Here is a 21,902-nt window from a genome sequence, read left to right as displayed (position 1 = left end):
CTGTCGTCCCGCGGAGAGGTGACCCGTAGGGCATGACGGAGCGGGGCGGTGTTTCACGTGAAACACCGCCCCGCTCCCGTGTGTCAACTCCCGTCCGCCAGACGCCCGACGGGCAGTCGGAGCGTGGTCACCGCGCCCCCGTCCGGTGCGTTGGCGAAGTCAAGGGTGATCTCCAGGACCGCCGCCTGTCCGGCCGCAATGGTCAGGCCCAGCCCGTGGCCCCGCCCGCGGCCCGGATCCCCGGTCCGGAAGCGCTGCGGGCCCTGCTCGATCAGCCGCGCCGGATAGCCGGGCCCGTGGTCCCGTACGGTCACCACCGGACCGTCGACGGTCACCTCGATCGGCGGGGCGCCGTGCCGGTCGGCGTTGGCCAGCAGGTTGGCCAGGATCCGGTCGAGGCGCCGCCGGTCGGTGAGCACCTCCATGTCGCGGACCACTCGCACCGACACCTCCAGCCGGGACGCGGCGACCGCCCGCCGCACGACCCGTCCGAGTTCCACCCGGGACAGCTCGGCGTGCTCGACGCCCGAGTCCAGCCGGGAGATCTCCAGCAGGTCCTCCGTGAGCCGGTGCAGGGCCGCCAGCCGGTCGTTGATCATCTCCTTGGGGCGGCCCTCCGGCAGCAGCGAGGCCGCGGCGAGCGAGCCGGTCAGCGGGGTCCGCAGCTCGTGCGCGACGTCCGCCGTGAACCGCTTCTCGGCCTCCAACCGCTCCTGTAGCGACCTGGCCATGGTGTTGAGCGCCTGCGCCACGTCCCGCACCTCGTCGCGGTGCGCCCCCTCGGCCGCGGCGTCGGGGATGTCGACGCGGGCGTCGAGGTCGCCGGCGCTGATCCGGCGGGCGACGGCGGCGGTGGTCGTCAGCCGTCGGCTGATCCGGTCGGCGAGGAACAGGCCGGCCAGCGCCACCACCCCGGCGGCGAGCGCGCAGGAGGCGAGGATCGCCGCGTCGAGCTCCCGCAGCCGGCTGCGGGTGCTCTCGTACGGGACCCACACGGCCAGGGGCTTGTCGTCCGCGGGCCCGGCGGCCCACATGACGGGCTGGCCGGCGTGCTCGCCGACCATGCTGCCGGTCCGCCCGTGGGCGACGAGCCCCCGCAGCGGTCCCGGCAGGTCGGGCGGGTCCAGCGAGACGTTCAGGTGGCCGTGGGAGGTGCCGTACTGGTACTCGGTCAGGGCGTGCTCCAGGTCCCGGTCGGCGTCCTTGCGGACCTCGCCCACGACCTGCCGGGCGACCACGTTGTGCACGAGGATCCCCAGCACGGCGGCGACGGCGCAGCACACGGCCGTCGTGGTCAGGGCGATCTTCCAGCGCAGACTGCTCGTCACCCGCACGGTGCGCCGCCCCTCAGCCCCGGATCGCCGCGCACGGGGTGGAGCCGGTCTTGAGGGTGGGGCAGTCGTCGAGGGTGAGTTCGTCCAGGTCCATCGTTCCCGTCCCGGGGTTCCACACGTAGTCCGCGATGGAGACCTTCCGCGGGTTCGAGGTCGGCTCGCGCAACGCGAGGTGCTCGGCGGCGACCTCGACGCCCTCCAGGACCCCGCGCCGCGACAGGATCCGGGTGACGGAGCCGTCGTCCCGGACGGTGTAGACGCGCAGTTCGCTGGTCCGGCCGTCGATGTCGACGGCGGTGATCAGTTCGTCACGCCCGTCGCCCGTCACGTCGTGCAGCACGGGCGGGCGCACCGGGCAGTCGGGGCCGCCGTCCACAGCCTGTGTGCAGAGCGCGAGCCGTCGCAACGCCCGGGGGTCGACGAGGCGTCCCGAGCCCGCGTCCTGCCGGTCGGCGGCCGTGATGTCGGCCCGTACGACGGCCAGCGCGTTGACGTCGCGCATGCTCCGGCCCGGGACCTTGGGCAGCCCGGGGACCACCGCGGCCGCACCGGGCTGCTCCCCGGGTCCGGGCGGGGAGGGGCGGATGCCCTGCCACAGGGTCTGCGGGGCGTGCACGGTCCCCAGGTCGCCGTCGCCCCGCAGCCCTTCCACGTCGGCGCACCCGGCCGCGGCCGCGAGGGCGGCGGCGAGGACCGGGGCGGCCACGGCGCGACGGTGTCGGCGGCCCGGGGGGAGGGACCTCATGCGCCGATGCTCTCCCGGCCGGGCCGCGGAAGCCGGGTGGGAGGCCCGTTCGGGGGACCCGCCCGCCGGGCCGCGCGGGGCGGCGGCCGGTTCAGGGCTCGGCCGAGGCGATCCCGCGGGCGGCGGCGACCTCCTGTCGGACCGGCTCCAGAACGGACGCCTCGTCGCCGGGCAGCTCGGCGGGGGGCCGCAGCTGGGCGGGGGTCCGGGCGGTGCGCACCCCTTCGGCGAGGGCGCGCAGGTCGGCGGTGAGCGCCGTCACCTCGGCGGACCGGGGCTCGGGGGCGCCGTGGTTGACCCGGACCCGGGCGGCGGTGGTCGCGTCGACGATCCGCTCGACGGCGACGACCAGCGGCCACCACGCCGCGGCCCGCGCCCCGGTCGGCGGCGGCTCGGTCAGCGCCCGCTGGAACTCGCTGCGTACGGAGGACAGGTCGCGGTAGAGGCGGCGGCGGGCCTGGAGCCGCACGGTCCGCGCGGCCTGCAGCCCGGCCGTCGTTTCGGGCGGCGGGCCGCCGAAGGCCCGTTCCACGTAGCCGGCTGCGTCGTCGACGGTGTCGGCGAGCCGGTCCCCGATCCGCGTGCGCCAGCTCTCGGGCCACAGGCAGTAGCCGAAGACCAGGGTGATCGTGCAGCCGATCAGGCTGTCCAGCAGGCGGGGCCGGATGAGGTCGAAGCCCTGGTGGTTGAGGAGGTCCGACAGCAGCAGGATCACGGGGGTGATGGCGGCGGTCTGGAAGGCGTACCCCTTCGCGGAGAACGCGGGGATCAGCGCGGCGAGGACCGCCATGACCGGTACGTCCCACCAGCCGCGCGGCACCTCGGCGAGCACGGCGGCCGCGACGACGAGCCCGCCCACCGTGCCCAGCGCCCGCAGTACGGCCCGGGAGAACACCGAGCCGAAGTCGGGCTTGAGTACGAAGGTGACGGTCAGGGCCACCCAGTACGAGCGCTCGACGGGCACCAGCGAGACCAGCGACTGGGCGAGCCCGATGCACAGGGCGAGCCGCAGCCCGTACCGCCAGGACGCCTCCGACAGCATCACGTCCCGCGCCGCCCGCCGGGCCCGGACGGGCAGGGCCGCAGGCCGCCCCAGCCGGTCGTCGTCGACGCTGCGCAGGGTCGGCCCGGGCAGGTGCACGACGGTCGCCGCGTGCCGCAGGGCCGCGTCCAGGGCCCGTTCGGCGGGGGTGCGCGGGGCGGGCAGGTCCAGTACGGGTGCCTCGGTACGGCCCTCCTGCACGGCTCGGCCCAGGTCCCGTACGGCCGCCGGGACGGCGGGGGGTAGCGGGCGGCCGCGCAGGTGCAGGGCGGGCGCCGCCTCGACGAGCGGGATCACCACGTTCAGCTGGGCCAGGAGCCGGACCAGCGAGGGGCTCCGCCCGTGGACCCGGGCGCGCCGACCCAGGACCAGGTCGTAGGCCTGGTTGAGGGTCTGGGTGACCTGCCGGCGGCGGGCGTCGTAGTCGGGGCCGCCAGCGGCCTCCAAGGCGTCGGCGAGCGCCAGGTAGGTGGCGGCGACGGCGGTCCGCTCGGGCTGCCGCCCGCGCAACGGCCAGCCCAGCAGGGTCAGGGCCAGTACGAACAGGCCGCCGGCGCTCAACAGCAGCGGGGCCGTCCACCAGGGCTGCGGCAGCGGCAGGCCGGCCCCGACCACCGCGTTGAGCAGGAGCAGCAGTCCGGAGACGGAGGCGACGGTACCGATCGAGGAGATCATCCCGGAGACCAGGGCGATCAGGGTGAGGACGCCGACGGCCAGCCAGCCCCGCCCGAAGACGAGGGTGCCGAGCGCGACGCCCAGCGCGCCGAACAACTGCGGTACGGCGATGTTCAGGATGCGCATCCGGTAGGCGTCGGCGGTGTCGCCGATGACCCCCGACAGGGCGCCCATCGAGACGAGTGCCCCGTACTCCGGTTCGTCCACGGCGAAGCCGACCGCGAGCGGCACGGACAGGGCGATGCCCGCGCGGGCGACGGCGGCCCACGGGACGGGGACGGTCTCGGGCCGCAGGCCCGAGAGCAGCCAGGCGGGCGGGGCCAGCGGGTGCGGCCGGGCGCGCCCGGACGGTATGTCTTCGGTGCGTTCGGTGCCCATTCGCTTCCGTGCCGCCACTCGCTCGTCGGTTTTCGGTTCTTCTGTGCGCTTGCGTGTTCTCTACGCCGTTCTGCGCGCTTGGTACCTTCCGAGCTTATGGGGTCCGGCGGCCGCGACCGGTCACCCAGGCGATGAGTGCGACGACCAGTCCGACCGCCAGCACCACCCAGGCGGTGGTGCGCAGGAACGCGGTGAGCGCGTCGTAGACGGCGCCGGCCGCCGCCCGGTCGACGTCGGCCGGCAGGTCGTCGAGGGTGAGCCGACGGCACACGGACACCGCGATCCCGAGCAGGACCGCCCCGAAGGCCAGCCCCAGGCCGGTGGCCGCCACGGCACGGCGGCGGTTCACCGCGACGGCGATGGCCGTCAGGGCCAGCAACAGGGTCAGCACGGGAAGCCAGACACCGGCGATCTGCAACATGCGGAAGCCCTTCCGGAGTGCGCCGAGGTTGTCGTACTCCATGACCGTCACCGACACGTGGGTCACCGGGATGCGGTCGGCGAACGGCACCTCCTCGGCGACGAGTTCCGCCCGCACCTGCTCGACGACCGGTGCGAGGTCGAGGGTGACGGCGTTGCCGTCACCCGTGGTGAGGGCCTGGAGGAAAGCGACGTGCGCGGCCCGGTTGGCCGCGTCCCAGGCGTTGCGGTACGCGGCGGTGCTGCTGAAGGAACGCAGGGCCTCACCGAGCAGCGTCTCGACCCCGCCCTGGAAGGGGCCGGCGTCGATCTGCCCGGACAGGGCGCGGGCCACCTGGGTGACGACGACCTGCTGGACGGCCGGGTTCGTGGCCAGCGGGGACATGGCGGCGGTGTAGCGGTCGGCGTCGCCCAGTTCGCGGTCGGCCCAGTACGCGACGGCGCTCGCGGGCACGAGCAGCGTCATGACCGCGATGAGTACCGCCGACAGGAAGGTGCGCACGTCACCAGGGAAATCCGCGGCCGCGGCGGGCGCGAGCGGGGGTGGTGCGGGCGGGTGGCGCCACGCCGGAGCCGGTGTGCCACAGCCGGTGTGCCGGTACCGGCGCGGTGGCGTCTTCCCGGCCCTTCCCGCTCGGACGTGGTCGTCGCCGTCGAGGGGGCCGCGGAGGCCTTCCGGTGCGCCGGGATCCGCAACCAGGGCCCGGGCGGCGGCCCCGCCGACCGGCGACGGCCCGGAGTGCGCCGTCGCGCACACCATGGGCGTGGCCGTGCGCCCCGCCGGCAGCTGATCCACTTGCCGGGCCCGGGTGCCGGGTGTGCCCTGGATGGGGGAGAGAGGAGCCCGTCATGGCACATGCGGCACCCGTCGCCCACCGGCGGCCCCGGCCGACGGCGCAGGCGCAGCACATGGACAGGGGCGCACTGATCCGGGCGCTGGTGCTCGGGTTGATCTACGGCGTCTACGCGGCCTTCATGAAGCGGCAGATGGGCCCGGTCGACGCGGGCAACGTCTTCTACGGGATCCTCTGCGGCGTGATCTTCGCCGCGATCATGTTCACCCTCGCCCGGGTCGGCCCCCGCATGATGCGGGAGGTGCGGGCGGCGTCGTACGGGGCGTTCGGTGGTATCGCCGTGGGCTACCTGTACAGCCTCACGGGCGATTCCATCCTGCGCTCCAGCTGGGTCGGCTTCATCACGGGCGTCGGCGTCGGAGTGGTCGCCTTCTACCGCTACTACACGCACGAGACCTGACGGGCCAGGGACGCCGGTCCCCGCACCCCCTGGTGGGGTGCGGGGACCGGCGTCGTGTCGTGGTGCCGGGCTGCGGGTCGTGCTCCGCCGGCTCCCGCGGACGTCAGTCCTCGGAGGCCGGGGCCGGAACGGAGGTCCCGCTCCGGTACAGGACCGCGGTCTCGTGCGCCGCGGTCTCCGGGGCCGCCCCGGCCTCGGAGGCGGCTGCGGTCTCCTCGGGCTCGGGCGAGGGGGCCGCCGCCGGCTTCGGCTTCGTCCTCGGCGGCGGTGTGGAGCGGGTGACCTCGGCGCGGATCATGGCGTTCAGGGCGGCGTACGGGTCGATGGGCATGCCGGAAACCTCACGGTGTTCGGGATGTGGGGGGTCGCGCGCTGCTACTCGGCCCGCTCAGCAGCGCAGCACCACACTCCGCACCGTCCCTACGGACAGCGCCGGTTCGGCCGCCCCGTCCCGGGCGGCGTGCACCGGCCCGGTGGGCGGTTTCACGTGGAACACCGGTCGCGGCAGCTCCCGCGCGCTGGGCAGCCCGCGCGCGGACGGCCGTACGGCGACCCGCACTTCGGAATCCGACGCCGGATCCGACTCCCGTTCGGTCGGGGTACCCGGGTCGGCCGGTGTGCCGGAGGGGAGCTGCCGGACCGCATGCGCCCCGCCGGCCGCCGGTACGGCGGCAGGACCGGACGCGAACAGGCACAGCAGTGCGACACAGGCCGCCGCAAGGGCCCTGGCCACCGCCGATCGTGCCTGCCGCGTCCCGGTCATGGCAGGGGTCTGCCCCGCCGCGCCGGGGACCTCCCCGCCCCGGCCGCAGAAGCGCCCGACCGGGTGACGAAGTGACCCCCCTCGGCGTCACGCCGCCCGGCCGGGGCAGGGTTCAGCGGGGGGTGCGCCGCTGGCCGGTGAGCCGGGCCAGCACGGTGGTCTCACCACTGACCAGCCGCAGTTGGGCCCGCCCCGGTCGCTGCCCCCGCCCGGTGACCCCGGCGGGCGAGACCAGGTCGACGGTGAACACGGCGGTACGGCGATCGGCGCGCGGGATCTCGACGGTCAGACCCCGCCGCAGCTCGGCGAGGCGGACGTCGGGTGCGGTGACCACGGCCGTCCCGGCCGAGCCGGGCGCCGCACTGCCGGTGTCCCAGAAGGCCTCCGCTCCCGCGGCCGCTCCCGACACCGCCCGCACCGGCACCCCGACCCCGGTCCCGACCCCGGTCTCCGATGGGTCCGGCGGGCCCTCGTCGAGCCCGGGTCCGCCCCGGGCCAGCCGCAGGTCCACCCCCAGGCTGGGGATCTGGAGCCGCAGCGGACGCGCCGGGCGCAGCGGAGTGATGGCGAGGGCCCGGGCGGGCCGGGACCCCTTGTCCGAGGTGTGCGGCCGGTGGGCCTGGTCCAGCTGTTCGACGAGCCGCCGGTGCCCGGACAGGCCCAGCGCCCGCGAGGGCAGCGCGTCGGCGGAGCCGGCCGCCACCGGCCGCGCCCCCTCGGTGCTGCGCAGCAGCCCTATCCCGGTGCCCAGCAGAACCGCTGTCAGCACGCCGACCACCCACTTGCCGCGGGGCATGGATTGTCCTTCCGGTCCGATGCACCGGCTCCGGCGGCCGGTTCTCCTGAGAGCAGTGGACTCTCTCCCGGCCCCCGGGCACCCGTGACAGCGCCGGGGATTGACGCCCCGTCGCCGCCGGGACGGGCCCCGCCCGCGGGCGTTGTCCCAGTTGGCGGCGGGTGTACGGGACGTTCCCGCATGCCGGGGCACGTACGCCCGAACGGGCTAGCGGACGTGGCGGAAGGAGGACCCGCGCGGGTCGCCCGCCATGGCCTCGGCCGTCCGCCGCAGCTCCACGGGGGCCGTGCGGCCCCGGCCCCGCCGGCCCGTCCGCGTCGGCCGGGCGGGCGTCAGGACACCACGAACGCCACCGCCGCCGCCCCCATGAGGGCGGCGGCGAGGTGGACGGCCGGATGGCCGTGGTCGCCGTACCAGAGATGCCGGACCAGGCCGCCGAGGGCGGCCAGGGCCGCGATGACGGCGACCTGGGCGAGCAGGGTGACGGTGGTGAAGGGGGCCAGCAGCAGGGCGGCGCAGTTGAGCCAGAACGGGACCGCTCCCGTCCAGCCCCGCCACCGGCGGATCGCCGACCGGGGCTGCGACTGCGGCCGCGCCGGTTGCTGCGCGCGCGCCCCGGTCAGTACCCCGGTCCGCACCGGGACCCGTGTCCCGGTCCGTGCCGGCGTCCGCGCGTGCGCCTGCGTTCGTGCCTGCATGGATCACCGGCCCCTCGTCATCAACTCGCCGGCGCAACAGCCTCCTTGGGGGTGGCGGCGGGGACAAGTGCCCGTTCGGCAAGAAAACCGAAGGCCAGGCCGAAAGTCGTCCACGTCACGGCCTGGATGGCCAGTGTCGCGAGGCGGAACTGCCACAGCAGCGTGCCCGGGAAGTCCGCCGGGACCTCGTCGACGGCGGGGAGGAAGGCGTACGAGACCGCGACCGCCGCGACGAACGCGACCGCCGCGATGACCGAGGCGTTCCAGTTGCCGAGCCCGGGAGCCAGGCGGCGGCCCAGGATCAGCGCCCCCGCGCCGAGCAGCACGCTCAGCGCGATCATCAGCAGGAACAGCACGGTCCTGCGTGCGGCGGTGTCGGGGTCGCCGACGGCCGGCGGGTTGGAGGGGTACTTGAGGAAGGGGACCAGGACGACGGTGACGAACAGCCCGCCGGCGACCAGCGCCGCCGTGGGCTTCGGGCCGAACCGGCCGATGCGGCCCAGGGCGTAGCAGAACACGAGGGCCGCGATGCCGCCCAGTGCGATGCCGTACAGGAGGGTGCCGGTGCCGAGGCCGGCCGTGGCCTGCAGGGCGCGGCTGACCGGGGCGTCCTCGGCGTGGTCGTGGCCGCCTGCGGCCGCCTCCTCCAGGGCGATGGCCGCGTCGACGCGGGACTCGCCGATGAGGTAGGCGACGAGGAAGGCGGCCACGCCCGCGAGCAGGCCGGCCAGCATGCCGCGCACCAGCAGGGCGCGGGGGGAGACGGGGTTCATGGGCTTCCCTTGATCAGTGAGCCGGGCGACCAGGTGATCAGTGGCAGGGGAAGCCGAGCAGGTGGCGGCCGTCGTGCATCCACTCGTGGATGGTCTCGCCCTCGAACAGGGCGGTGGCGCCCTGCTCGACGCCGACGAGGTAGAACAGGGCCAGCATCAGGACGCCCGCGAAGAGGGCCCAGGGAGCGAGCGCGGAGAGGGAAATCGGTGCGATGGCGGCAGGAGCCGTCGTGGGCACGGCGGAGTCGGCCATGTCAGTACCTCCAGAGGGAACACGCGTCCCGGTCAGTGGTGCTCGCGACGACGGTGCGGGTCTGACTTCCCTCCTCTGCGGGAGGGTTCACAGTGGCGCGACCGTGCCGGGATTTCACCGGGCTTCCGTCGGACCGTCGTCTTGTTTGGTTGTCGTCCGAGACGGTACCGCGCTTATGCTCCCTTTATGAAGAGCGGCGTAGTACGAGTTCAGTTCGTTACAAGGCCGTTCGACGCATCCGCACGGCAGATGAGATTCGGCCACGGCGAGCCCTGCCCCGGTCACGAGGGCCTGCGCGGCCCGGATACCGGTCAGTGGGCGGGCCGCGCCCTCGACGAGGTCGCCGCCGAGGATCCCGACGGCATCCGGCGCTGGCTGACCGATCCCGCCTACGCGCCGCCCGGCGGGGAGTCCCTCGCCGAACTGGTCGCCCGGGTCGGTGCCGTACTGGCCGGCCTGCCCTCGGGCACGCACCGCCCCGTGGTCGAGCAGGCCGTCGTACGGGCGGCCGTGGTGCACGCCCTGGAGCTGCCGCTCCCGGCGTTCTGGCGGCTCGACGCACGCCCCGACAGCGTCACCACGCTCACGGGCCGGGCCGGCCGCTGGAACCTCCTGCTCGGCCGGGCCGACGAAGGCCGGCACCGGCCGCTGACGTAGCGGGCGTTACGCCACGATCCAGTCGCTCGTCGCGATCACCGGCCGGACGCCGTCACGGTGGACGGTGCCCTCGATCAGGCCGTACATCCGGTCCGCCGCGAAGTAGACCTCGTTGTCGTTCTTGAGGCCGAAGGGCTCCAGGTCCACGAGGAAGTGGTGCTTGTTCGGCAGGTTCAGGCGCACCTCGTTGACCCGTGGGCAGTTGTCGAGGACCCGCTCGGCCATCTGGTTCAGGGTCTGCTGGAGCGAGTACGAGTACGTCTCCGCGAAGGCTTCCAGCAGGTGCTTGCGCACCTTCTTGTACGACCGGTCCCAGTCGTGCTCCGGGTCGTCCGCCGCGAGCGCCGAATGCGCCCAGCGGGCGGTGACCTTGGTGGCGAGGATGCGGTCGTACGCCTCCCGGAGCGTCGTGTACCGGTCCTTGACGTAGCCGTGGAACTCGGAGTCCGTCGAGTTCGTCACGGTCAGCTCCTTCAGACCGGAGACGACCTGCAGGCCCGAGCACTCGCCGTACGTGATCTGTGCGGTGCGCACCTCCTGGCCCTTGCGGACGAAGGAGTGCTGCTCCTTGCGCGTGGGGACCGGGATCCGCTCCCAGGCGAACTCCTCTATCCGGATCTGCGCCTCGCGGATCGGTGTCTGGGAGGAGACGAAGTGCCTGGCGAGCAGGATGCCGAAGGCCTCCGGCGACTCGATGCCGTGCTCCTTGCCGAACGCGTACACCGTGTTCTTGGCGGTGTCGGTGGGCAGGCAGTTGGCGTTGTCGCCGGTCAGGTGGACGTCGCGGAACTCGCCGCGCAGCGCCACCGACACGTTGAGGTCGCGGATCTCGTGCCAGGAGCCGTCGCCGCCCTTGCGGGTGACCTTGACGATGCGGTTCTCGGCCTTGCCGTACTGGTTCTGGGCCAGGACGTGCTTGCTCATGGTGTCTTCCTTCGGGTCCTCGGGAACACGGAGTCCGGTGGTCTGGAGTCCGTACGCCCGGCGTCCAGCGCCCGCCCGCACACCCTGGACGTCCGCTCCCCGCCGTCCGGTCCCGTGGGACCGCCCCGGGACTGACGTGCATCCCGGTCCGTACCGCTGACCGGATTGCACCACGCGCGGACCCCGCTCTCCCCCGTACGGATCATCCGAACCCGGTCGGCCGGGGCTTGGGCGACCGCACAGCAACCCGGTGGTCGCACAGCGGCCCGGTGGTCGGGAGGGGGAAGGGCCCGCGGCCCCGGTCAGCCGGCCGTGTGCGCGTCCGCGACCGACAGGGCCGCGTCGAGGACCTCCAGACCCCTGGCCGCGTCCTGCTCGGGTGCGGGCGGACTGCTCGACGACGCCCTCCTCCTCCATCACGTTGATCGTCGCGACGGCCGCGGCGCAGGCCAGGACGTGCCCGGAGTACGTGAGCCCGCCCGGGTAGGGCCGGCGGGCGAAGGTCTCGGCGGGGGCGGAGGAGATCGCGACGCCGCCGAGCGGGACGTACCCGCTGTTCCCGCCCTTGGCGAAGCAGAGCAGGTCGGGGGTGACGTCCCAGTGCTCGGCGGCGAACCACTTCCCCGTACGCCCGAAGCCCACCATGACCTCGTCGAGGACGAAGGCGATGCCGTGGCGGTCGCACAGCTCGCGCACCCCCGGCAGAGAGCCCTCGGGGTGCACGAGCACGCCCGGAGCGCCGCCGAGCGAACGGCCCCCAGAAGTGCACGACGCCCGCGGTCGCGCTACGGAAAACATGCGACTCGGTGGTCCGGCCGTGCCGAGCGGGTACGGTGCCCGGGGCCACGGCACGACCGGCGGCCGCGGACGTCGACACGAGGATGTGACGGGTGAGCGCAGAGGAATCCCTGGCACGGCGTTTCGAGGAGCACCGCCCCCGCCTGCGGGCCGTGGCCTACCGGATGCTGGGCTCGATCAGCGAGGGCGAGGACGCCGTACAGGAGGCCTGGCTCAGGCTGAGCCGCTCCGACACCGGCGCCGTCGACAACCTGGGCGGCTGGCTGACCACCGTCGTCGGCCGCATCTGCCTGGACATGCTGCGCTCGCGCACGACCCGGCGCGAGGAGCCCCTGTACGGCGAGGACGGCCGGTTCCGCCTGCCCGACCCGGTCGTCACCGGCCCGGCCGGCGTCGACCCCGAGAACGAGGTCCTCGTCGCCGATTCGGTCGGCATCGCCCTGCTGGTCGTCCTGGAGACCCTCTCGCCCGCGGAACGGCTGGCGTTCGTCCTGCACGACCTGTTCGCCGTGCCGTTCGACGAGATCGCCCCGGTCCTCGGGCGTACGGCCGCCAGTACGCGGCAGCTGGCCAGCCGGGCCCGCCGCCGCGTCCAGGGGGCCGCGCCCGAGCAGGACGCCGACCTGGAGCGCACTCGGGAGATCGTCGACGCCTTCCTCGCCGCCGCCCGCGGCGGCGACCTCGGCGCGCTGCTCGACCTCCTCGACCCGGAGGTCGTGGCCCGCTCCGACGGGGGCGCGCTCCGCCCGGGCCTGGTCCGCCGGGGCGCCCGGGACGTGGCCTCGCAGGCGGTCATGTTCGCCCGGTTCGCGCAGTCCGCGCAGCCGGTCCTGGTCAACGGGTTCCCCGGGGTGCTCTCCCGGTCGTCGGACGGCGGCGTGCTGTCCCTCATGGCGTTCACCGTCCGCGGGGGCCGGATCACGGCGCTGGACGTCCTCGCCGACCCGGAGCGCCTGGCCGCCCTCACCGCCGGCACCCAGCCGGGCTGACCGCGCCCGCCGCGCGCCGCCCACCGCCGCCCACCGCCCACCGCCCGCCGCGCGCCGCCCACCCCCGTCGCCCGGCGGTCCGGTGGCCGGTCCGGCGCGGTGCGCGGTGGCGTACGGTCAGCCGGACTGCCGGGCGGCGAGGGTGTTGAGCAGGGCGGCGCCGCGCTCGGCGTCGTCGACGCTGACGGCGAACTCCGGGCCCGTGCGGGGCCGTACGACCAGGCATGTGCCGGGCCGGAGCATCACCGTCGTGCCGAGGCCGCTGATCCGGTACCCCCAGCCGCCTACCTGGGCGGGCGTCCGCGTCTCGGCGCGGGCCGAGACGAGGTCCTCGGCCCGCCACCGCCGTACGGGCCGGCCGAGCGGGCCGAAGGCCACCTCCAGGCCCCGCTCCGTCACCCGCGCCTGGACCGAGGAGCACCCGGAGGTCGCCAGGGCGACGACCGCGAAGGGCGCGATCAGCGCCCACGGCGGGGCGGTGGTCAGCCCGGCCGCCGCGACGAGGACCGCCGCGCCGGTGAGGAGCCCGGCGACGGCGCCGGTCAGGCGGAGCCAGGGGTTCACGGTGCGGGAGAGCCAGACGAAGCGCTCCCCCTCGGGTATCTCCAGCAGCGGGCCCGCGTCCGCCCCGCGCACGGGGGCGGGCGTCGCGCCGTGCCGCCCGGCCAGCCACCCGAGCGCCCCGGCCCCGACCGCGACGGCGGCCGTGACCAGCATCCCCGTGTCCACCGGGCCGGCGCCCCGCCAGTCGGCCCGGTCCAGATTGGCGCGGACGATCGACACCTGGGCGCCCACCAGGAACACCCCGCTCACCGCGAGGGACGCCGCGCTCCAGGAACGCCCGGGCGCACCCGCGCGCCGGGCCGCCGCGAAGTGCCCGAGCAGTAACAGCACCCAGACGAGTACGGGGCCCAGCGACGCCGCCCACAGGGGCATCGAGCCGTCGGGTGCGCTGCCGCTCCAGTGGGTGGCGAGGCGGTCGGGCAGTCGGCTGCCCACGGCGGGCGGGAGCGCGGCGAGCGCCACCGCGACCGCCGCGCCCCAGACCCCGGCACCCCGGCCGACGCCCCGGCCGGCAGTGCCGCCTCGTCGGCCGCTGCCCTCGCCCGGTCCTCCCGGCTGCCCGGCGTGCCCGGTGCGCCCCGCACGGTCCGTCATGAAAGCCCCCTGATCATCTCGATGAGTTCGCTCCTGCTGTAGCCCAGGCGGGCCGCGTCCTCGACCAGCCGACGGGCCTTGCCCAGCAGCTCCGACCGCCCGTCCGCGCCTTGGGCGACGGTCACGCCGCGGCCGCGCCGGAACTCCAGCACCCCCTCGTCCCGCAGGGCGCGCAGGCCGCGCAGGACGGTGTTGGCGTTCACGCCCAGGGCCAGCGACAGGTCGCGGGCGGGCGGCAGCCGCTCGCCCGGTTCGCACTCTCCTTCGGCGATGGCGCGCCGGATGGCCCCCGCCACCTGTTCGTGCAGGGGGCGGCTGTCCGTGGTGTCCAGTCTCAGCAACATGGTGCCAATGAAACTAGCACCATCTCGCTCATGTGAGGGGAGTGGGGCGGGTATCGTCGGATGTCAGGTACGGATCAATGCGCGTCCGGTGGTGGTGGCGACCCGGGATCGCGTCGGGCCGGGAACCGACAGCCCGTCACCGGCGTCTGCGGAACGGGCGGTTCCGAGCGGGGCGCCGAACCCGGTGGGAGCACCCCGGGCAGAGGCGTGTTCTATGTTGCACAGGCAAAACACGGGGGAGGCGACGGGCGGCGGATGGCACGCGATTACGACAGTCAGCTGCTGGAGTCGGTGGCGGTACGCCGCCGCAGGATGCGGGACGCGCTGCTGTTCGGTGCGCAGCGGGCGCGCCGCACGGCCGACGAGCGGCTCGGGAAGATGTTCGCCGGGATCGCCATCGCGGCCGTCCTGTGCGCCGGTTGCGTCGGATGGTCCTTCATCCAGGCCACCCTGGCCAAGCAGAAGGCCGAACAGCAGAAGCAGCAGCAACAGCAACAGGGGCTCTTCCCTCAGCAGATGCCGACGACGAAGGCGACCGGCCCCGCCAAGTCCGCTGACACCGCGCAGACTTCCGCCCCGGCCAAGCCGCCGGGCGCGACCAGGTCCCCGGGTCGTCCGACGCCGTCCCAGTCCGGGAAGCCGGCCAAGTCCCCCGCGCAGTCCCCGCCCGTGACGAAGTCGCCCAAGCCGACCCAGTCGTAGAAGCATGACCCGAAAGGTCAGAACGCCGCGATGATAGGTTCCAGCAAGTGGTGAGCACAGCAACGACTTCCCGGGCGCAACTGAGCCGGGTGACCCTGGTCGGCGAGCGCCGCCGCGCCGACGTGGTCCTCCCGGCCGACACTCCCATCGGCCAACTGCTTCCCGACGTACTGCTGCTGCTCGACGACCGCGCCGCCGCCCGCCCCCTGACGCGTCAGCTGATGACGTCGGACGGTTCCGCGCTGCCGCACGACAGCACGCTCGCGTCGGCCGGCATAGCCGACGGCGCCGTCCTGCGGCTCGTCCGGACCCATTCGGCGCCGCCCGCGCCCGTCGTCCACGACGTCACCGACCTCGTGGCCGACGACCTCGACCTGAGGGCCTGGCGCTGGCGCCCCGCCGCGCGCAGGGCCAGCGCGGGCGTCGCGACCGTCGCCCTCGCCGTGACCGCCGCGCTGCTCGCGCGCCGCGAGTTCGGCCTCGACACCCTGGCCGGGTCCCTGCTCGCCGTCACGCTCGTACTGCTCGCGGCCGGAGCGCTCGTCTCCCGGATCGGACAGGGCAACCGGGGCCTGGCCACCGTGTTGCTGCTGGCCGCCGGCGCCCTGTCCGTGCTCGCCGCGTGGACCGCCGCCGACGCCTACCACTGGGCCGGCATCGTCCGGTTCGCCGCCGTCGCGGGCTCGCTGACCCTGACGCTGGTCCTGCTCGGGTACTTCTCCCCGCTCGGCCGCGGCGGGCTCATGGGCGCCATGGCCGTCGCCGGCGTCACCGTCCTGTGGGGCCTCGTGGCCGCCGTCCAGGACGATCCGGCACGGCTCGGCGCCGTCATGGCCCTGCTATCCGTGCTGCTGCTCGGGGTGCTGCCGCGACTCGCGCTGATGGCCTCCGGGCTCACCTCGCTCGACGACCGCCGCTCCGGCGGAGCCTCGGTCAGCCGCCACGCGGTCGGCAACGCCCTCGCCGCCACCCACCGCGGCCTCGCCCTCGCGACCATCGCCACCGCCGCCTCGGCCGCCGCCGGCGGCTGGCTGCTCACCCTGGCCGCGAAGCCGAGCGCCTGGACCGTGGCGCTGGCCGCGCTCGTCGCCGTGGTGCTGCTGTCGCGGGCTCGGGCCTTCCCACTGGTCGCAGAGGTCGTCGCGCTGCTCGCCGCCGCGTGCGTCCTCCTCGTACGCCTCGTCGTGCTGTGGATCCAGCACGGCGGCGGCGCCGGGGCGCTGGCCCTGCTGTGCGTGGCGGCGCTGCTGCCGACGGTCGCACTGGCGGTGCAGCCGCCGGAGCACGTGCAGGTGCGGCTGCGGCGCATGGCGGACCTCGTCGAGTCCGTCGGCATGGTGGGGCTCTTCCCGCTGGCCGTGGGGGTGTTCGGCGTGTACGGGCAACTGCTCGACAAGTTCTGAGTCACGGCGCAGGCCGCGCCCCGCGACGGGCAGGCCGCAGGTCGGAAGGACGCCCCGAGCGGGGCGGCAGGTCGCAAGGACGCGCTCCGGGCGGGGCGGCAGGTCGGAAAAGAGGGGCAGGGCAGACATGCCGAACGGAGACAACTGGCAGGGCGACGTCCTGCGCGACCTGAGGGCGGCATCCGCCACCCCGGAGCCCCGGAACGAGGCCCACGGGCCCCACGGGCCCCAGCAACCCGGCCCGCAGGCCCCCGCCCCGGGCCACCCGCAGTCCGCCCAGGGCGGAGCCCCCGGCTACGGCTACCCGCAGGGCCCGGGCCAGGGCGGAGCCGCGGGCTACGGCTACCCGCAGCCCGGCGCAGCCCGGGCCGGCACCCCCGGCCCGCAGCAGGGCCAGGTCCACCCCGCGCAGCAGCCCGCCCCGGGCGCCCCGCAGCAGCCGGCCGCGGCCCAGGCCCCCGGCTACGGCTACCCGCAGACGCCGGGCCAGGCAGAAGCCGCCGGCTACGGCTACCCCCAGGCTGCCCAGGCCCAGGCCCAGGCCCAGGCCCAGCCTCAGGCCCAGGCCCAGCCCCAGCCCCAGGGCTACGGCTACCCCCGGTCGGGCGCCGCTCAGGGCAGTGCCGCCCAGGCCCGGCCCGAGGTCCAGGGCGCCGCCCAGCCGTACGCCCCCCACCAGCCCTCCCTCGCGCAGGAGGCCGGCCCGGTGCACGTCGCGGGGGCCGCTCACGCCGCGGCCCCGGCCCGGGGCGCCGCCCAGGGTCACGCCCAGCACCCACCCGCGGCCCAGGTCGGCCAGGCCCACGCACAGGCCCACGCCCACGCACAGGCCCAGGCCCACGCCCAGGCAGCCGCCCCCGCCGCGGCCCCCCGCCAGGGGTCCGCCGTCCGGACGCCCGAGTCGCTGCCCGTCATCGACAAGAGCCTGGTCGGTGCCTACAAGGGGGCCCGGCGGGGCGAGCCGTTCCTGACGCGGGCCGCCCGGACCCTCTGGCGAACCGTTTCCTCATCCGCCTCCCGCGAGGTCGCCGACGCCACCCGCACCGCCGAACTGCTCCAGCAGCCCGTGACGACGGGCCGCCAGATCGCCGTCACGTCCATCCGCGGCGGCGCCGGCAAGTCCACCGTCGCCGCCCTCCTCGGCACCACGTACGCCCACTACCGCCAGGACCCCGTGCTCTTCGTCGAGGCCGACCCCGCCCTCGGCTCGCTCCCCATCCGGCTCGGCGCCGACACCCTCCGCTGGACCACCGGCGAGGTCGCCGACATCGTCGAACCGCAGATGTCCCTCCTCGACGTCACCGGCTACCTCGTCCAGCTCCGCGACAACGCCTGGCTGCTGCCCGGCAGCCAGGGCCGGATCGGCGCCATGCTGGACCTCCGCTCCTACGAACGGGCCATGGTCGCCCTGCGCCGCTACTTCGGCGTGACCGTCGTCGACTGCGAGACCCTCCCCGCCGAGGTGGCCCGCGTCGCGCTCTCCGCCTCCCAGGCCCGCGTCCTGGCCACCCCCGCCGCCCTCGACGGCATCGCCAGCACCCACGCCGTCCTCCAGTGGATGCAGGGCCTGCCCCCGCACCTGATCGCCGGCACCGTCGTCGTCATCACCGAGCAGTCCCCGCACTCGGGCATCGACCTCGAAGAAGCCGCCCGCACGCTCGCCTCCACCGGAGCGGGCGTCCACGTCCTGCCGTACGACCGCCACCTGGCGAGCGGCGGCGTCATCCGCACCGAACTGCTCGCCGAGTCCACCCGGACGATCGCCACCCGGCTCGCCGCGGACGTCTTCCAGCTCTCCCAGAAGCGCCACTGACGATGAGTACCCGACTGATCCACCGCCCGGCCCGGACCATCAAGCCCCCGGCCGCCACCGAGGCCCGGACCATCGAGGCCCCGCCCAACCTCCCCGAGGGCAAGGCCGGCAACATCGCCATGTCGCTGCTGCCCGTGGCCGGCGTCATGTCCTCGGTCGTGATGATGACCGTGGTCCGCAACAGCCAGTTCGCCGCCCTCGGCGCCCTGATCCTGTGCGTCACGATCGCCGGCTCCCTCGTCATGGTGTTCTCCCAGCGCGGCAAGGCCCAGCGCACCCGCCGCACCCAGCGGGAGGCGTACCTCGCCTACCTGGAGGACCTGCGCGAGGAGCTCGCCGGTGAGGAGCGGGAGCGGCGCGAGCGCGCCGACGTCCTCAACCCGCCGCCGCAGGCCCTTTACGACATCGTGCGCGACCCGGCCCGGCTGTGGGAGCGCCGCCGGGCCGACGGCGACTTCCTCCTGGTGCGCGCCGGCACCGGCGAGATGCCCGTACGCGACCTGAAGATCGGCCAGCAGGGCTCCTCCGTGCTCACCCCGCCGGACCAGTTCATGCTCAACGAGGCCTCGGCGCTGACCGCCCGCTTCCGCACCGGCACCGAGCTGCCGCTGACCGTCCCCCTCGACCGGGTCGGCAACATCAGCGTCGTCGGCCCCCGCGAGGACTGCCTGCGCATCGCCCGCGCCCTGCTCGTGCAGGCCGCCGCCCTGCACGCCCCCGACGACGTCGCCGTCGCCCTCGCCGTGCCCGGCGACCGGATCGGCGACTGGGAATGGGCCAAGTGGATGCCGCACCTGCTCGACTCCGGGCAGCTCGACGGGCCCGTCGCCGCCCGCCGCATCGCCGCCTCCACCGCCCAGCTCGCCCGCCTGCTCGGCCCCGAGCTGAACCGCCGCGCCTCGTACGCGGCCGAGGTGCGCCGCGGCCTGGCCGGCCAGGACGCGCTGACCATGAACTCCCGACTGCTCGTCGTCGCCGACGGGCACGGCGAGGACGCGGTGGAACTGCCCCTTCCCGACGAGGCGGTGGGCCTGCGCGACATGGGCGTCACCGTCCTGCACCTGCTCGAACAGCGGATCCAGGAGCCCGGCCACGTCGGCGTCCGCATCACCGTCGAGGGCGCCGACGTCCTCATCGAGGACCTGCGCCAGGCCGAGCCGGTCAGCGCCCACGGCACCGTCGACGAGGTCGGCATCCCGTTCGCCGAGGGCCTCGCCCGGATGCTCGCCCCGCTGCGGCTGTCCGCCGAGTCCCTCGCCGACGCCCCGCTGTCCGGACCCGTCGACTTCGCCGACCTCCTCGGCATCGACGACGTCGCCCACCTCGACCTGCCCGCCCTGTGGGCGCCCCGGGGCGAGCGCGCCTTCCTGCGCGTACCGATCGGTATCAGCGACGCACGCGAGCCCGTCCTCCTCGACCTGAAGGAGTCCTCCGAGCTCGGCATGGGCCCGCACGGCCTGTGCGTCGGTGCGACCGGCTCCGGCAAGTCCGAGCTGCTGCGCACCCTCGTCCTCGCGCTGGTGGCCACCCACCCGCCGGAGGACCTCGCCCTGGTCCTCGTCGACTACAAGGGCGGTGCGACGTTCGCGCCGTTCGCGGACCTGCCGCACGTCGCCGGCGTCATCACCAACCTGGAGAACCAGGCCGGCCTCGTCGAACGCGTCCACGCCTCCCTCGCCGGCGAGGTCAAGCGCCGCCAGCAGGTCCTCAAGGACGCCGGGAACGTCGCCGACATCGGCGACTACGCGGCCCTGCGCGCCGACCGCCGGCCCGACCTGGAGCCGCTGCCGCACCTGTTCGTCGTCATCGACGAGTTCGGCGAGCTCCTCACCGCCAAGCCCGACTTCATCGACCTGTTCCTGTCGATCGGCCGCATCGGCCGCTCCATCGGCGTGCACCTGCTGCTGTCCAGCCAGCGCATCGAGGGCGGCAAGCTCAAGGGCCTGGACACCTACCTGTCCTACCGACTGGGCCTGCGCACCTTCTCCGCGGACGAGTCCCGCACCGTCCTCGACACCACGGACGCCTTCCACCTGCCGCCGCTGCCCGGCTTCGGCTACCTCAAGGTCGACACCAGCCACTACGAGCGCTTCAAGGCGAGCTACGTCTCCGGCGCCTACCGGGGCCCCGTCCGCCGCGAGGAGGACGAGGACACCGGACCGCTGGCCCTGGAGTACGAGGCCTTCAACACCCTCGCCGAGCCCGACGGCCAGGCCGCCCCGGAGACCAGCGGCCGGCGCCGCGAGAGCGGCCCCACCGAACTGGGCGTCATCGTCGGCCAGCTGGAGCGCGCCGCCGCCCCCGTCCGCCGCATCTGGCTGCCGCCGCTGCCCGCCGCGCTCCCCCTCGACGCCGTCGCCGGCCCCCTCGACGTCGGCCCGCGCGGCATGCAGCTCGCCAAGCGGCGCGACCGGCTCGTGGTGCCGCTCGGCCTGATCGACGACCCGACCAAGCAGTGGCAGGGCGAGTGGTACCTGGACCTCACCGTCGCGGGCGGCCACGCCGCCGTCATCGGCGGCCCCCAGTCCGGCAAGACCACCCTGCTGCGCACCCTCGTCCTGTCCCTCGCCCTCACCCACACCCCGCAGGAGGTCGGCGTCTACGGCCTCGACCTGGTCGGCGGCGGCCTCCAGGCCCTGGCCGGGCTGCCGCACGTCGGCGGGATCGCCGGCCGCGCCGACCGCGAGCGCGCCGCCCGCACCGTCGAAGAGGTCCGCACCATGCTCGCGGTCCGCGAGGACGTCTTCCGCGACCACAGCATCGACTCCGTCGAGCAGCTACGCACCCTGCACGCGGCCGGCCGGCTGCCCGAACTGGCCTCCGCCGAGATCGTCCTCGTCATCGACGGCTTCGGCGCCCTGCGCGACGACTTCGAGGAACTCGACGACGCCATCGTCGACATCCTCAAGCGCGGCGGCGGCTACGGCATCCACGTCGTCGCGGGCATGCTCCGCTGGAACGACGTCCGCATCGCCACCCAGTCCAACTTCGGCACTCGCGTGGAACTGCGGCTCAACGACCCGAGCGAGTCCAGCATCGAGCGCAAGCTCGCCGAGACCCTCGCCCCCGACGAGCCCGGCCGGGTGCTGACCGACGGCAAACTGTTCGCGCAGGTCGCCCTGCCCCGCACCGACGGGCAGGCCGACGCCGCAGAGCTGGGCGCCGTACTGGAGCGCACGGCCCGTACGGTGCGCGCCACCTGGGCCGGCGACACCGCCCAGCCGGTCCGGGTGCTGCCGCACCTGCTGGAACCGCAGGTGCTGCCGGGGCCGGCCGCCGAGCCGCGGCGGGTGCCGATCGGGCTGGACCAGACGGCACTGGCCCCCGTCCTCCTGGACCTGTTCCACCACGACCAGCACCTGCTGGTCATGGGCGACAGCGAATGCGGCAAGACGAACCTGCTGAAGACGATCGCCGGCGGCCTCGTCGAGCGGTACGGCGAGGAGGAACTCGTCTTCGCGATCATGGACCCGCGGCGCAGCCTGCGCGGCGTGGTGCCGGAGGAGTTCAACGGCGGCTACGCGTACAACGCCAAGATGTGCGCCGGGCTGGCCGCGGGCATCGCCACCGAGCTGGAGCGGCGCCTGCCCGACGACAGCGCCCCGCTGGAGGACCTGGAGCCGGGCAGCTGGGGCGGCGGCCCGCGCATCGTGGTCCTCGTCGACGACTACGACGTGCTCACCACGGCCGGGCAGTCGCCGCTCGCCCCGTTCGTCCCCTACATCCCGTCGGCGGTCGACATCGGCCTGCACTTCGTCCTCACCCGGCGCGTCGCCGGCGCCTCCCGCGGCCTGTACGAGCCGCTGGTGCAGGGCCTGCGCGAGTCGGGGGCCTCGGCGCTGGTGATGGCCGGTGACCGCGGCGAGGGCCAGCTCTTCCCCGGCGTGTACGCATCCTTCCAGCCGGCGGGGCGCGGTGTGCTCGTCCGCCGGGGCCAGCCGAACCGCCTGATCCAGACGGTGTACACGCCCGACTGAGCCCGG

The 21,902-nt window shown here is 74.8% G+C and carries 19 protein-coding genes and 2 pseudogenes; 7 read left to right on the top strand and 14 right to left on the bottom strand.

The window, feature by feature from the left end; translation table 11 throughout:
- Nucleotides 1-83 precede the first annotated feature (83 nt).
- The 4 genes from ACSHWO_RS16690 to ACSHWO_RS16675 form a co-directional block, all read right to left on the bottom strand.
- Nucleotides 84-1,328: a sensor histidine kinase gene (locus ACSHWO_RS16690; protein ID WP_438312792.1), complete on the bottom strand. Its 1,245-nt coding sequence runs from the start codon at nucleotides 1,326-1,328 to the stop codon at nucleotides 84-86.
- A 19-nt stretch (nucleotides 1,329-1,347) separates the two neighbouring features.
- Nucleotides 1,348-2,079 carry a hypothetical protein gene (locus tag ACSHWO_RS16685; protein WP_438312789.1) on the bottom strand — a complete coding sequence of 244 codons (732 nt, stop codon included), beginning with the start codon at nucleotides 2,077-2,079 and terminating at the stop codon, nucleotides 1,348-1,350.
- 91 nt (nucleotides 2,080-2,170) lie between these two features.
- Nucleotides 2,171-4,174: an FUSC family protein gene (locus ACSHWO_RS16680; protein ID WP_438312786.1), complete on the bottom strand. Its 2,004-nt coding sequence runs from the start codon at nucleotides 4,172-4,174 to the stop codon at nucleotides 2,171-2,173.
- 94 nt (nucleotides 4,175-4,268) lie between these two features.
- On the bottom strand, nucleotides 4,269-5,096 hold the full coding sequence (locus tag ACSHWO_RS16675; protein WP_438312783.1) for a hypothetical protein: 828 nt from the start codon (nucleotides 5,094-5,096) through the stop codon (nucleotides 4,269-4,271).
- A 347-nt stretch (nucleotides 5,097-5,443) separates the two neighbouring features.
- On the opposite strand from ACSHWO_RS16675, the gene ACSHWO_RS16670 reads away from it, so the two are divergent.
- Nucleotides 5,444-5,848 carry a hypothetical protein gene (locus ACSHWO_RS16670; RefSeq protein ID WP_361097359.1) on the top strand — a complete coding sequence of 135 codons (405 nt, stop codon included), beginning with the start codon at nucleotides 5,444-5,446 and terminating at the stop codon, nucleotides 5,846-5,848.
- Between the two features lie 103 nt (nucleotides 5,849-5,951).
- Here ACSHWO_RS16670 and ACSHWO_RS16665 read toward each other — a convergent pair whose 3' ends face one another.
- From ACSHWO_RS16665 to ACSHWO_RS16640, 6 genes are all read right to left on the bottom strand, one after another.
- Nucleotides 5,952-6,179 (bottom strand): hypothetical protein, encoded by a 228-nt coding sequence (locus tag ACSHWO_RS16665; RefSeq protein ID WP_438312780.1) that lies wholly within the window; start codon nucleotides 6,177-6,179, stop codon nucleotides 5,952-5,954.
- Between the two features lie 57 nt (nucleotides 6,180-6,236).
- Nucleotides 6,237-6,611 carry a hypothetical protein gene (locus tag ACSHWO_RS16660; RefSeq protein WP_438312777.1) on the bottom strand — a complete coding sequence of 125 codons (375 nt, stop codon included), beginning with the start codon at nucleotides 6,609-6,611 and terminating at the stop codon, nucleotides 6,237-6,239.
- Between the two features lie 112 nt (nucleotides 6,612-6,723).
- On the bottom strand, nucleotides 6,724-7,407 hold the full coding sequence (locus tag ACSHWO_RS16655; RefSeq protein WP_438312774.1) for a hypothetical protein: 684 nt from the start codon (nucleotides 7,405-7,407) through the stop codon (nucleotides 6,724-6,726).
- A 332-nt stretch (nucleotides 7,408-7,739) separates the two neighbouring features.
- Entirely contained in the window at nucleotides 7,740-8,105 is a 366-nt protein-coding gene (locus ACSHWO_RS16650) for a hypothetical protein (protein ID WP_438312771.1), read from the bottom strand.
- Between the two features lie 20 nt (nucleotides 8,106-8,125).
- Nucleotides 8,126-8,878: a CbtA family protein gene (locus tag ACSHWO_RS16645; RefSeq protein WP_438312768.1), complete on the bottom strand. Its 753-nt coding sequence runs from the start codon at nucleotides 8,876-8,878 to the stop codon at nucleotides 8,126-8,128.
- A gap of 37 nt (nucleotides 8,879-8,915) precedes the next feature.
- Nucleotides 8,916-9,131, bottom strand: coding sequence for a CbtB domain-containing protein (locus ACSHWO_RS16640; protein WP_361097342.1), 216 nt, complete (start codon nucleotides 9,129-9,131; stop codon nucleotides 8,916-8,918).
- 249 nt (nucleotides 9,132-9,380) lie between these two features.
- On the opposite strand from ACSHWO_RS16640, the gene ACSHWO_RS16635 reads away from it, so the two are divergent.
- Nucleotides 9,381-9,788: a histidine phosphatase family protein gene (locus tag ACSHWO_RS16635; RefSeq protein WP_438312765.1), complete on the top strand. Its 408-nt coding sequence runs from the start codon at nucleotides 9,381-9,383 to the stop codon at nucleotides 9,786-9,788.
- 6 nt (nucleotides 9,789-9,794) lie between these two features.
- On the opposite strand, the gene pucL is transcribed toward ACSHWO_RS16635, so the two are convergent.
- Both pucL and ACSHWO_RS16625 read right to left on the bottom strand, forming a co-directional pair.
- Complete coding sequence (gene pucL / locus ACSHWO_RS16630) at nucleotides 9,795-10,712, bottom strand: factor-independent urate hydroxylase (RefSeq protein ID WP_438319122.1); 918 nt, start codon at nucleotides 10,710-10,712, stop codon at nucleotides 9,795-9,797.
- 387 nt (nucleotides 10,713-11,099) lie between these two features.
- Nucleotides 11,100-11,510: pseudogene (locus tag ACSHWO_RS16625) on the bottom strand (aminotransferase class III-fold pyridoxal phosphate-dependent enzyme); the annotation flags it as partial.
- A gap of 92 nt (nucleotides 11,511-11,602) precedes the next feature.
- Here ACSHWO_RS16625 and ACSHWO_RS16620 point away from each other — a divergent pair.
- Nucleotides 11,603-12,499, top strand: coding sequence for a sigma-70 family RNA polymerase sigma factor (locus ACSHWO_RS16620; RefSeq protein WP_385844399.1), 897 nt, complete (start codon nucleotides 11,603-11,605; stop codon nucleotides 12,497-12,499).
- A gap of 117 nt (nucleotides 12,500-12,616) precedes the next feature.
- Here ACSHWO_RS16620 and ACSHWO_RS16615 read toward each other — a convergent pair whose 3' ends face one another.
- Nucleotides 12,617-13,657: a DUF1648 domain-containing protein gene (locus tag ACSHWO_RS16615; protein WP_438312762.1), complete on the bottom strand. Its 1,041-nt coding sequence runs from the start codon at nucleotides 13,655-13,657 to the stop codon at nucleotides 12,617-12,619.
- Nucleotides 13,654-14,001: a GntR family transcriptional regulator gene (locus tag ACSHWO_RS16610; protein ID WP_361097330.1), complete on the bottom strand. Its 348-nt coding sequence runs from the start codon at nucleotides 13,999-14,001 to the stop codon at nucleotides 13,654-13,656. The genes ACSHWO_RS16615 and ACSHWO_RS16610 overlap by 4 nt, the downstream gene beginning before the upstream one ends.
- A gap of 255 nt (nucleotides 14,002-14,256) precedes the next feature.
- Between ACSHWO_RS16610 and ACSHWO_RS16605 the strand changes: the two are divergent.
- The 4 genes and pseudogenes from ACSHWO_RS16605 to eccCa form a co-directional block, all read left to right on the top strand.
- A pseudogene (locus tag ACSHWO_RS16605) lies at nucleotides 14,257-14,544 on the top strand (hypothetical protein); the annotation flags it as partial.
- A gap of 206 nt (nucleotides 14,545-14,750) precedes the next feature.
- Complete coding sequence (gene eccD, locus ACSHWO_RS16600; protein WP_361097327.1) at nucleotides 14,751-16,106, top strand: type VII secretion integral membrane protein EccD; 1,356 nt, start codon at nucleotides 14,751-14,753, stop codon at nucleotides 16,104-16,106.
- A gap of 127 nt (nucleotides 16,107-16,233) precedes the next feature.
- Nucleotides 16,234-17,919 (top strand): MinD/ParA family ATP-binding protein, encoded by a 1,686-nt coding sequence (locus ACSHWO_RS16595; protein ID WP_438312759.1) that lies wholly within the window; start codon nucleotides 16,234-16,236, stop codon nucleotides 17,917-17,919.
- A 2-nt stretch (nucleotides 17,920-17,921) separates the two neighbouring features.
- Nucleotides 17,922-21,896, top strand: a complete 3,975-nt coding sequence (gene eccCa / locus ACSHWO_RS16590) for a type VII secretion protein EccCa (protein ID WP_438312757.1) — start codon at nucleotides 17,922-17,924, stop codon at nucleotides 21,894-21,896.
- Nucleotides 21,897-21,902: the final 6 nt, after the last annotated feature.

Origin of the sequence: Streptomyces pallidus (ex Mingjun et al. 2026), from assembly GCF_051550185.1 — a bacterium.
GTDB lineage: Bacteria > Actinomycetota > Actinomycetes > Streptomycetales > Streptomycetaceae > Streptomyces.
The sequence above is the reverse complement of the archived record's forward strand: the minus strand, read 5'-3'. Positions and strand labels throughout refer to the sequence as shown.

Bases quoted from the DNA above. Each gene is read 5' to 3' on its own strand.
- ACSHWO_RS16660 (WP_438312777.1), bottom strand. From the start codon at position 6,611: ATGACCGGGACGCGGCAGGCACGATCGGCGGTGGCCAGGGCCCTTGCG.
- ACSHWO_RS16670 (WP_361097359.1), top strand. From the start codon at position 5,444: ATGGCACATGCGGCACCCGTCGCCCACCGGCGGCCCCGGCCGACGGCG.
- ACSHWO_RS16640 (WP_361097342.1), bottom strand. From the start codon at position 9,131: ATGGCCGACTCCGCCGTGCCCACGACGGCTCCTGCCGCCATCGCACCG.
- ACSHWO_RS16610 (WP_361097330.1), bottom strand. From the start codon at position 14,001: ATGTTGCTGAGACTGGACACCACGGACAGCCGCCCCCTGCACGAACAG.
- ACSHWO_RS16635 (WP_438312765.1), top strand. From the start codon at position 9,381: ATGAGATTCGGCCACGGCGAGCCCTGCCCCGGTCACGAGGGCCTGCGC.
- ACSHWO_RS16655 (WP_438312774.1), bottom strand. From the start codon at position 7,407: ATGCCCCGCGGCAAGTGGGTGGTCGGCGTGCTGACAGCGGTTCTGCTG.
- ACSHWO_RS16615 (WP_438312762.1), bottom strand. From the start codon at position 13,657: ATGACGGACCGTGCGGGGCGCACCGGGCACGCCGGGCAGCCGGGAGGA.
- ACSHWO_RS16650 (WP_438312771.1), bottom strand. From the start codon at position 8,105: ATGCAGGCACGAACGCAGGCGCACGCGCGGACGCCGGCACGGACCGGG.
- pucL (WP_438319122.1), bottom strand. From the start codon at position 10,712: ATGAGCAAGCACGTCCTGGCCCAGAACCAGTACGGCAAGGCCGAGAAC.
- ACSHWO_RS16595 (WP_438312759.1), top strand. From the start codon at position 16,234: ATGCCGAACGGAGACAACTGGCAGGGCGACGTCCTGCGCGACCTGAGG.
- ACSHWO_RS16665 (WP_438312780.1), bottom strand. From the start codon at position 6,179: ATGCCCATCGACCCGTACGCCGCCCTGAACGCCATGATCCGCGCCGAG.
- ACSHWO_RS16685 (WP_438312789.1), bottom strand. From the start codon at position 2,079: ATGAGGTCCCTCCCCCCGGGCCGCCGACACCGTCGCGCCGTGGCCGCC.
- ACSHWO_RS16680 (WP_438312786.1), bottom strand. From the start codon at position 4,174: ATGGGCACCGAACGCACCGAAGACATACCGTCCGGGCGCGCCCGGCCG.
- eccCa (WP_438312757.1), top strand. From the start codon at position 17,922: ATGAGTACCCGACTGATCCACCGCCCGGCCCGGACCATCAAGCCCCCG.
- ACSHWO_RS16645 (WP_438312768.1), bottom strand. From the start codon at position 8,878: ATGAACCCCGTCTCCCCCCGCGCCCTGCTGGTGCGCGGCATGCTGGCC.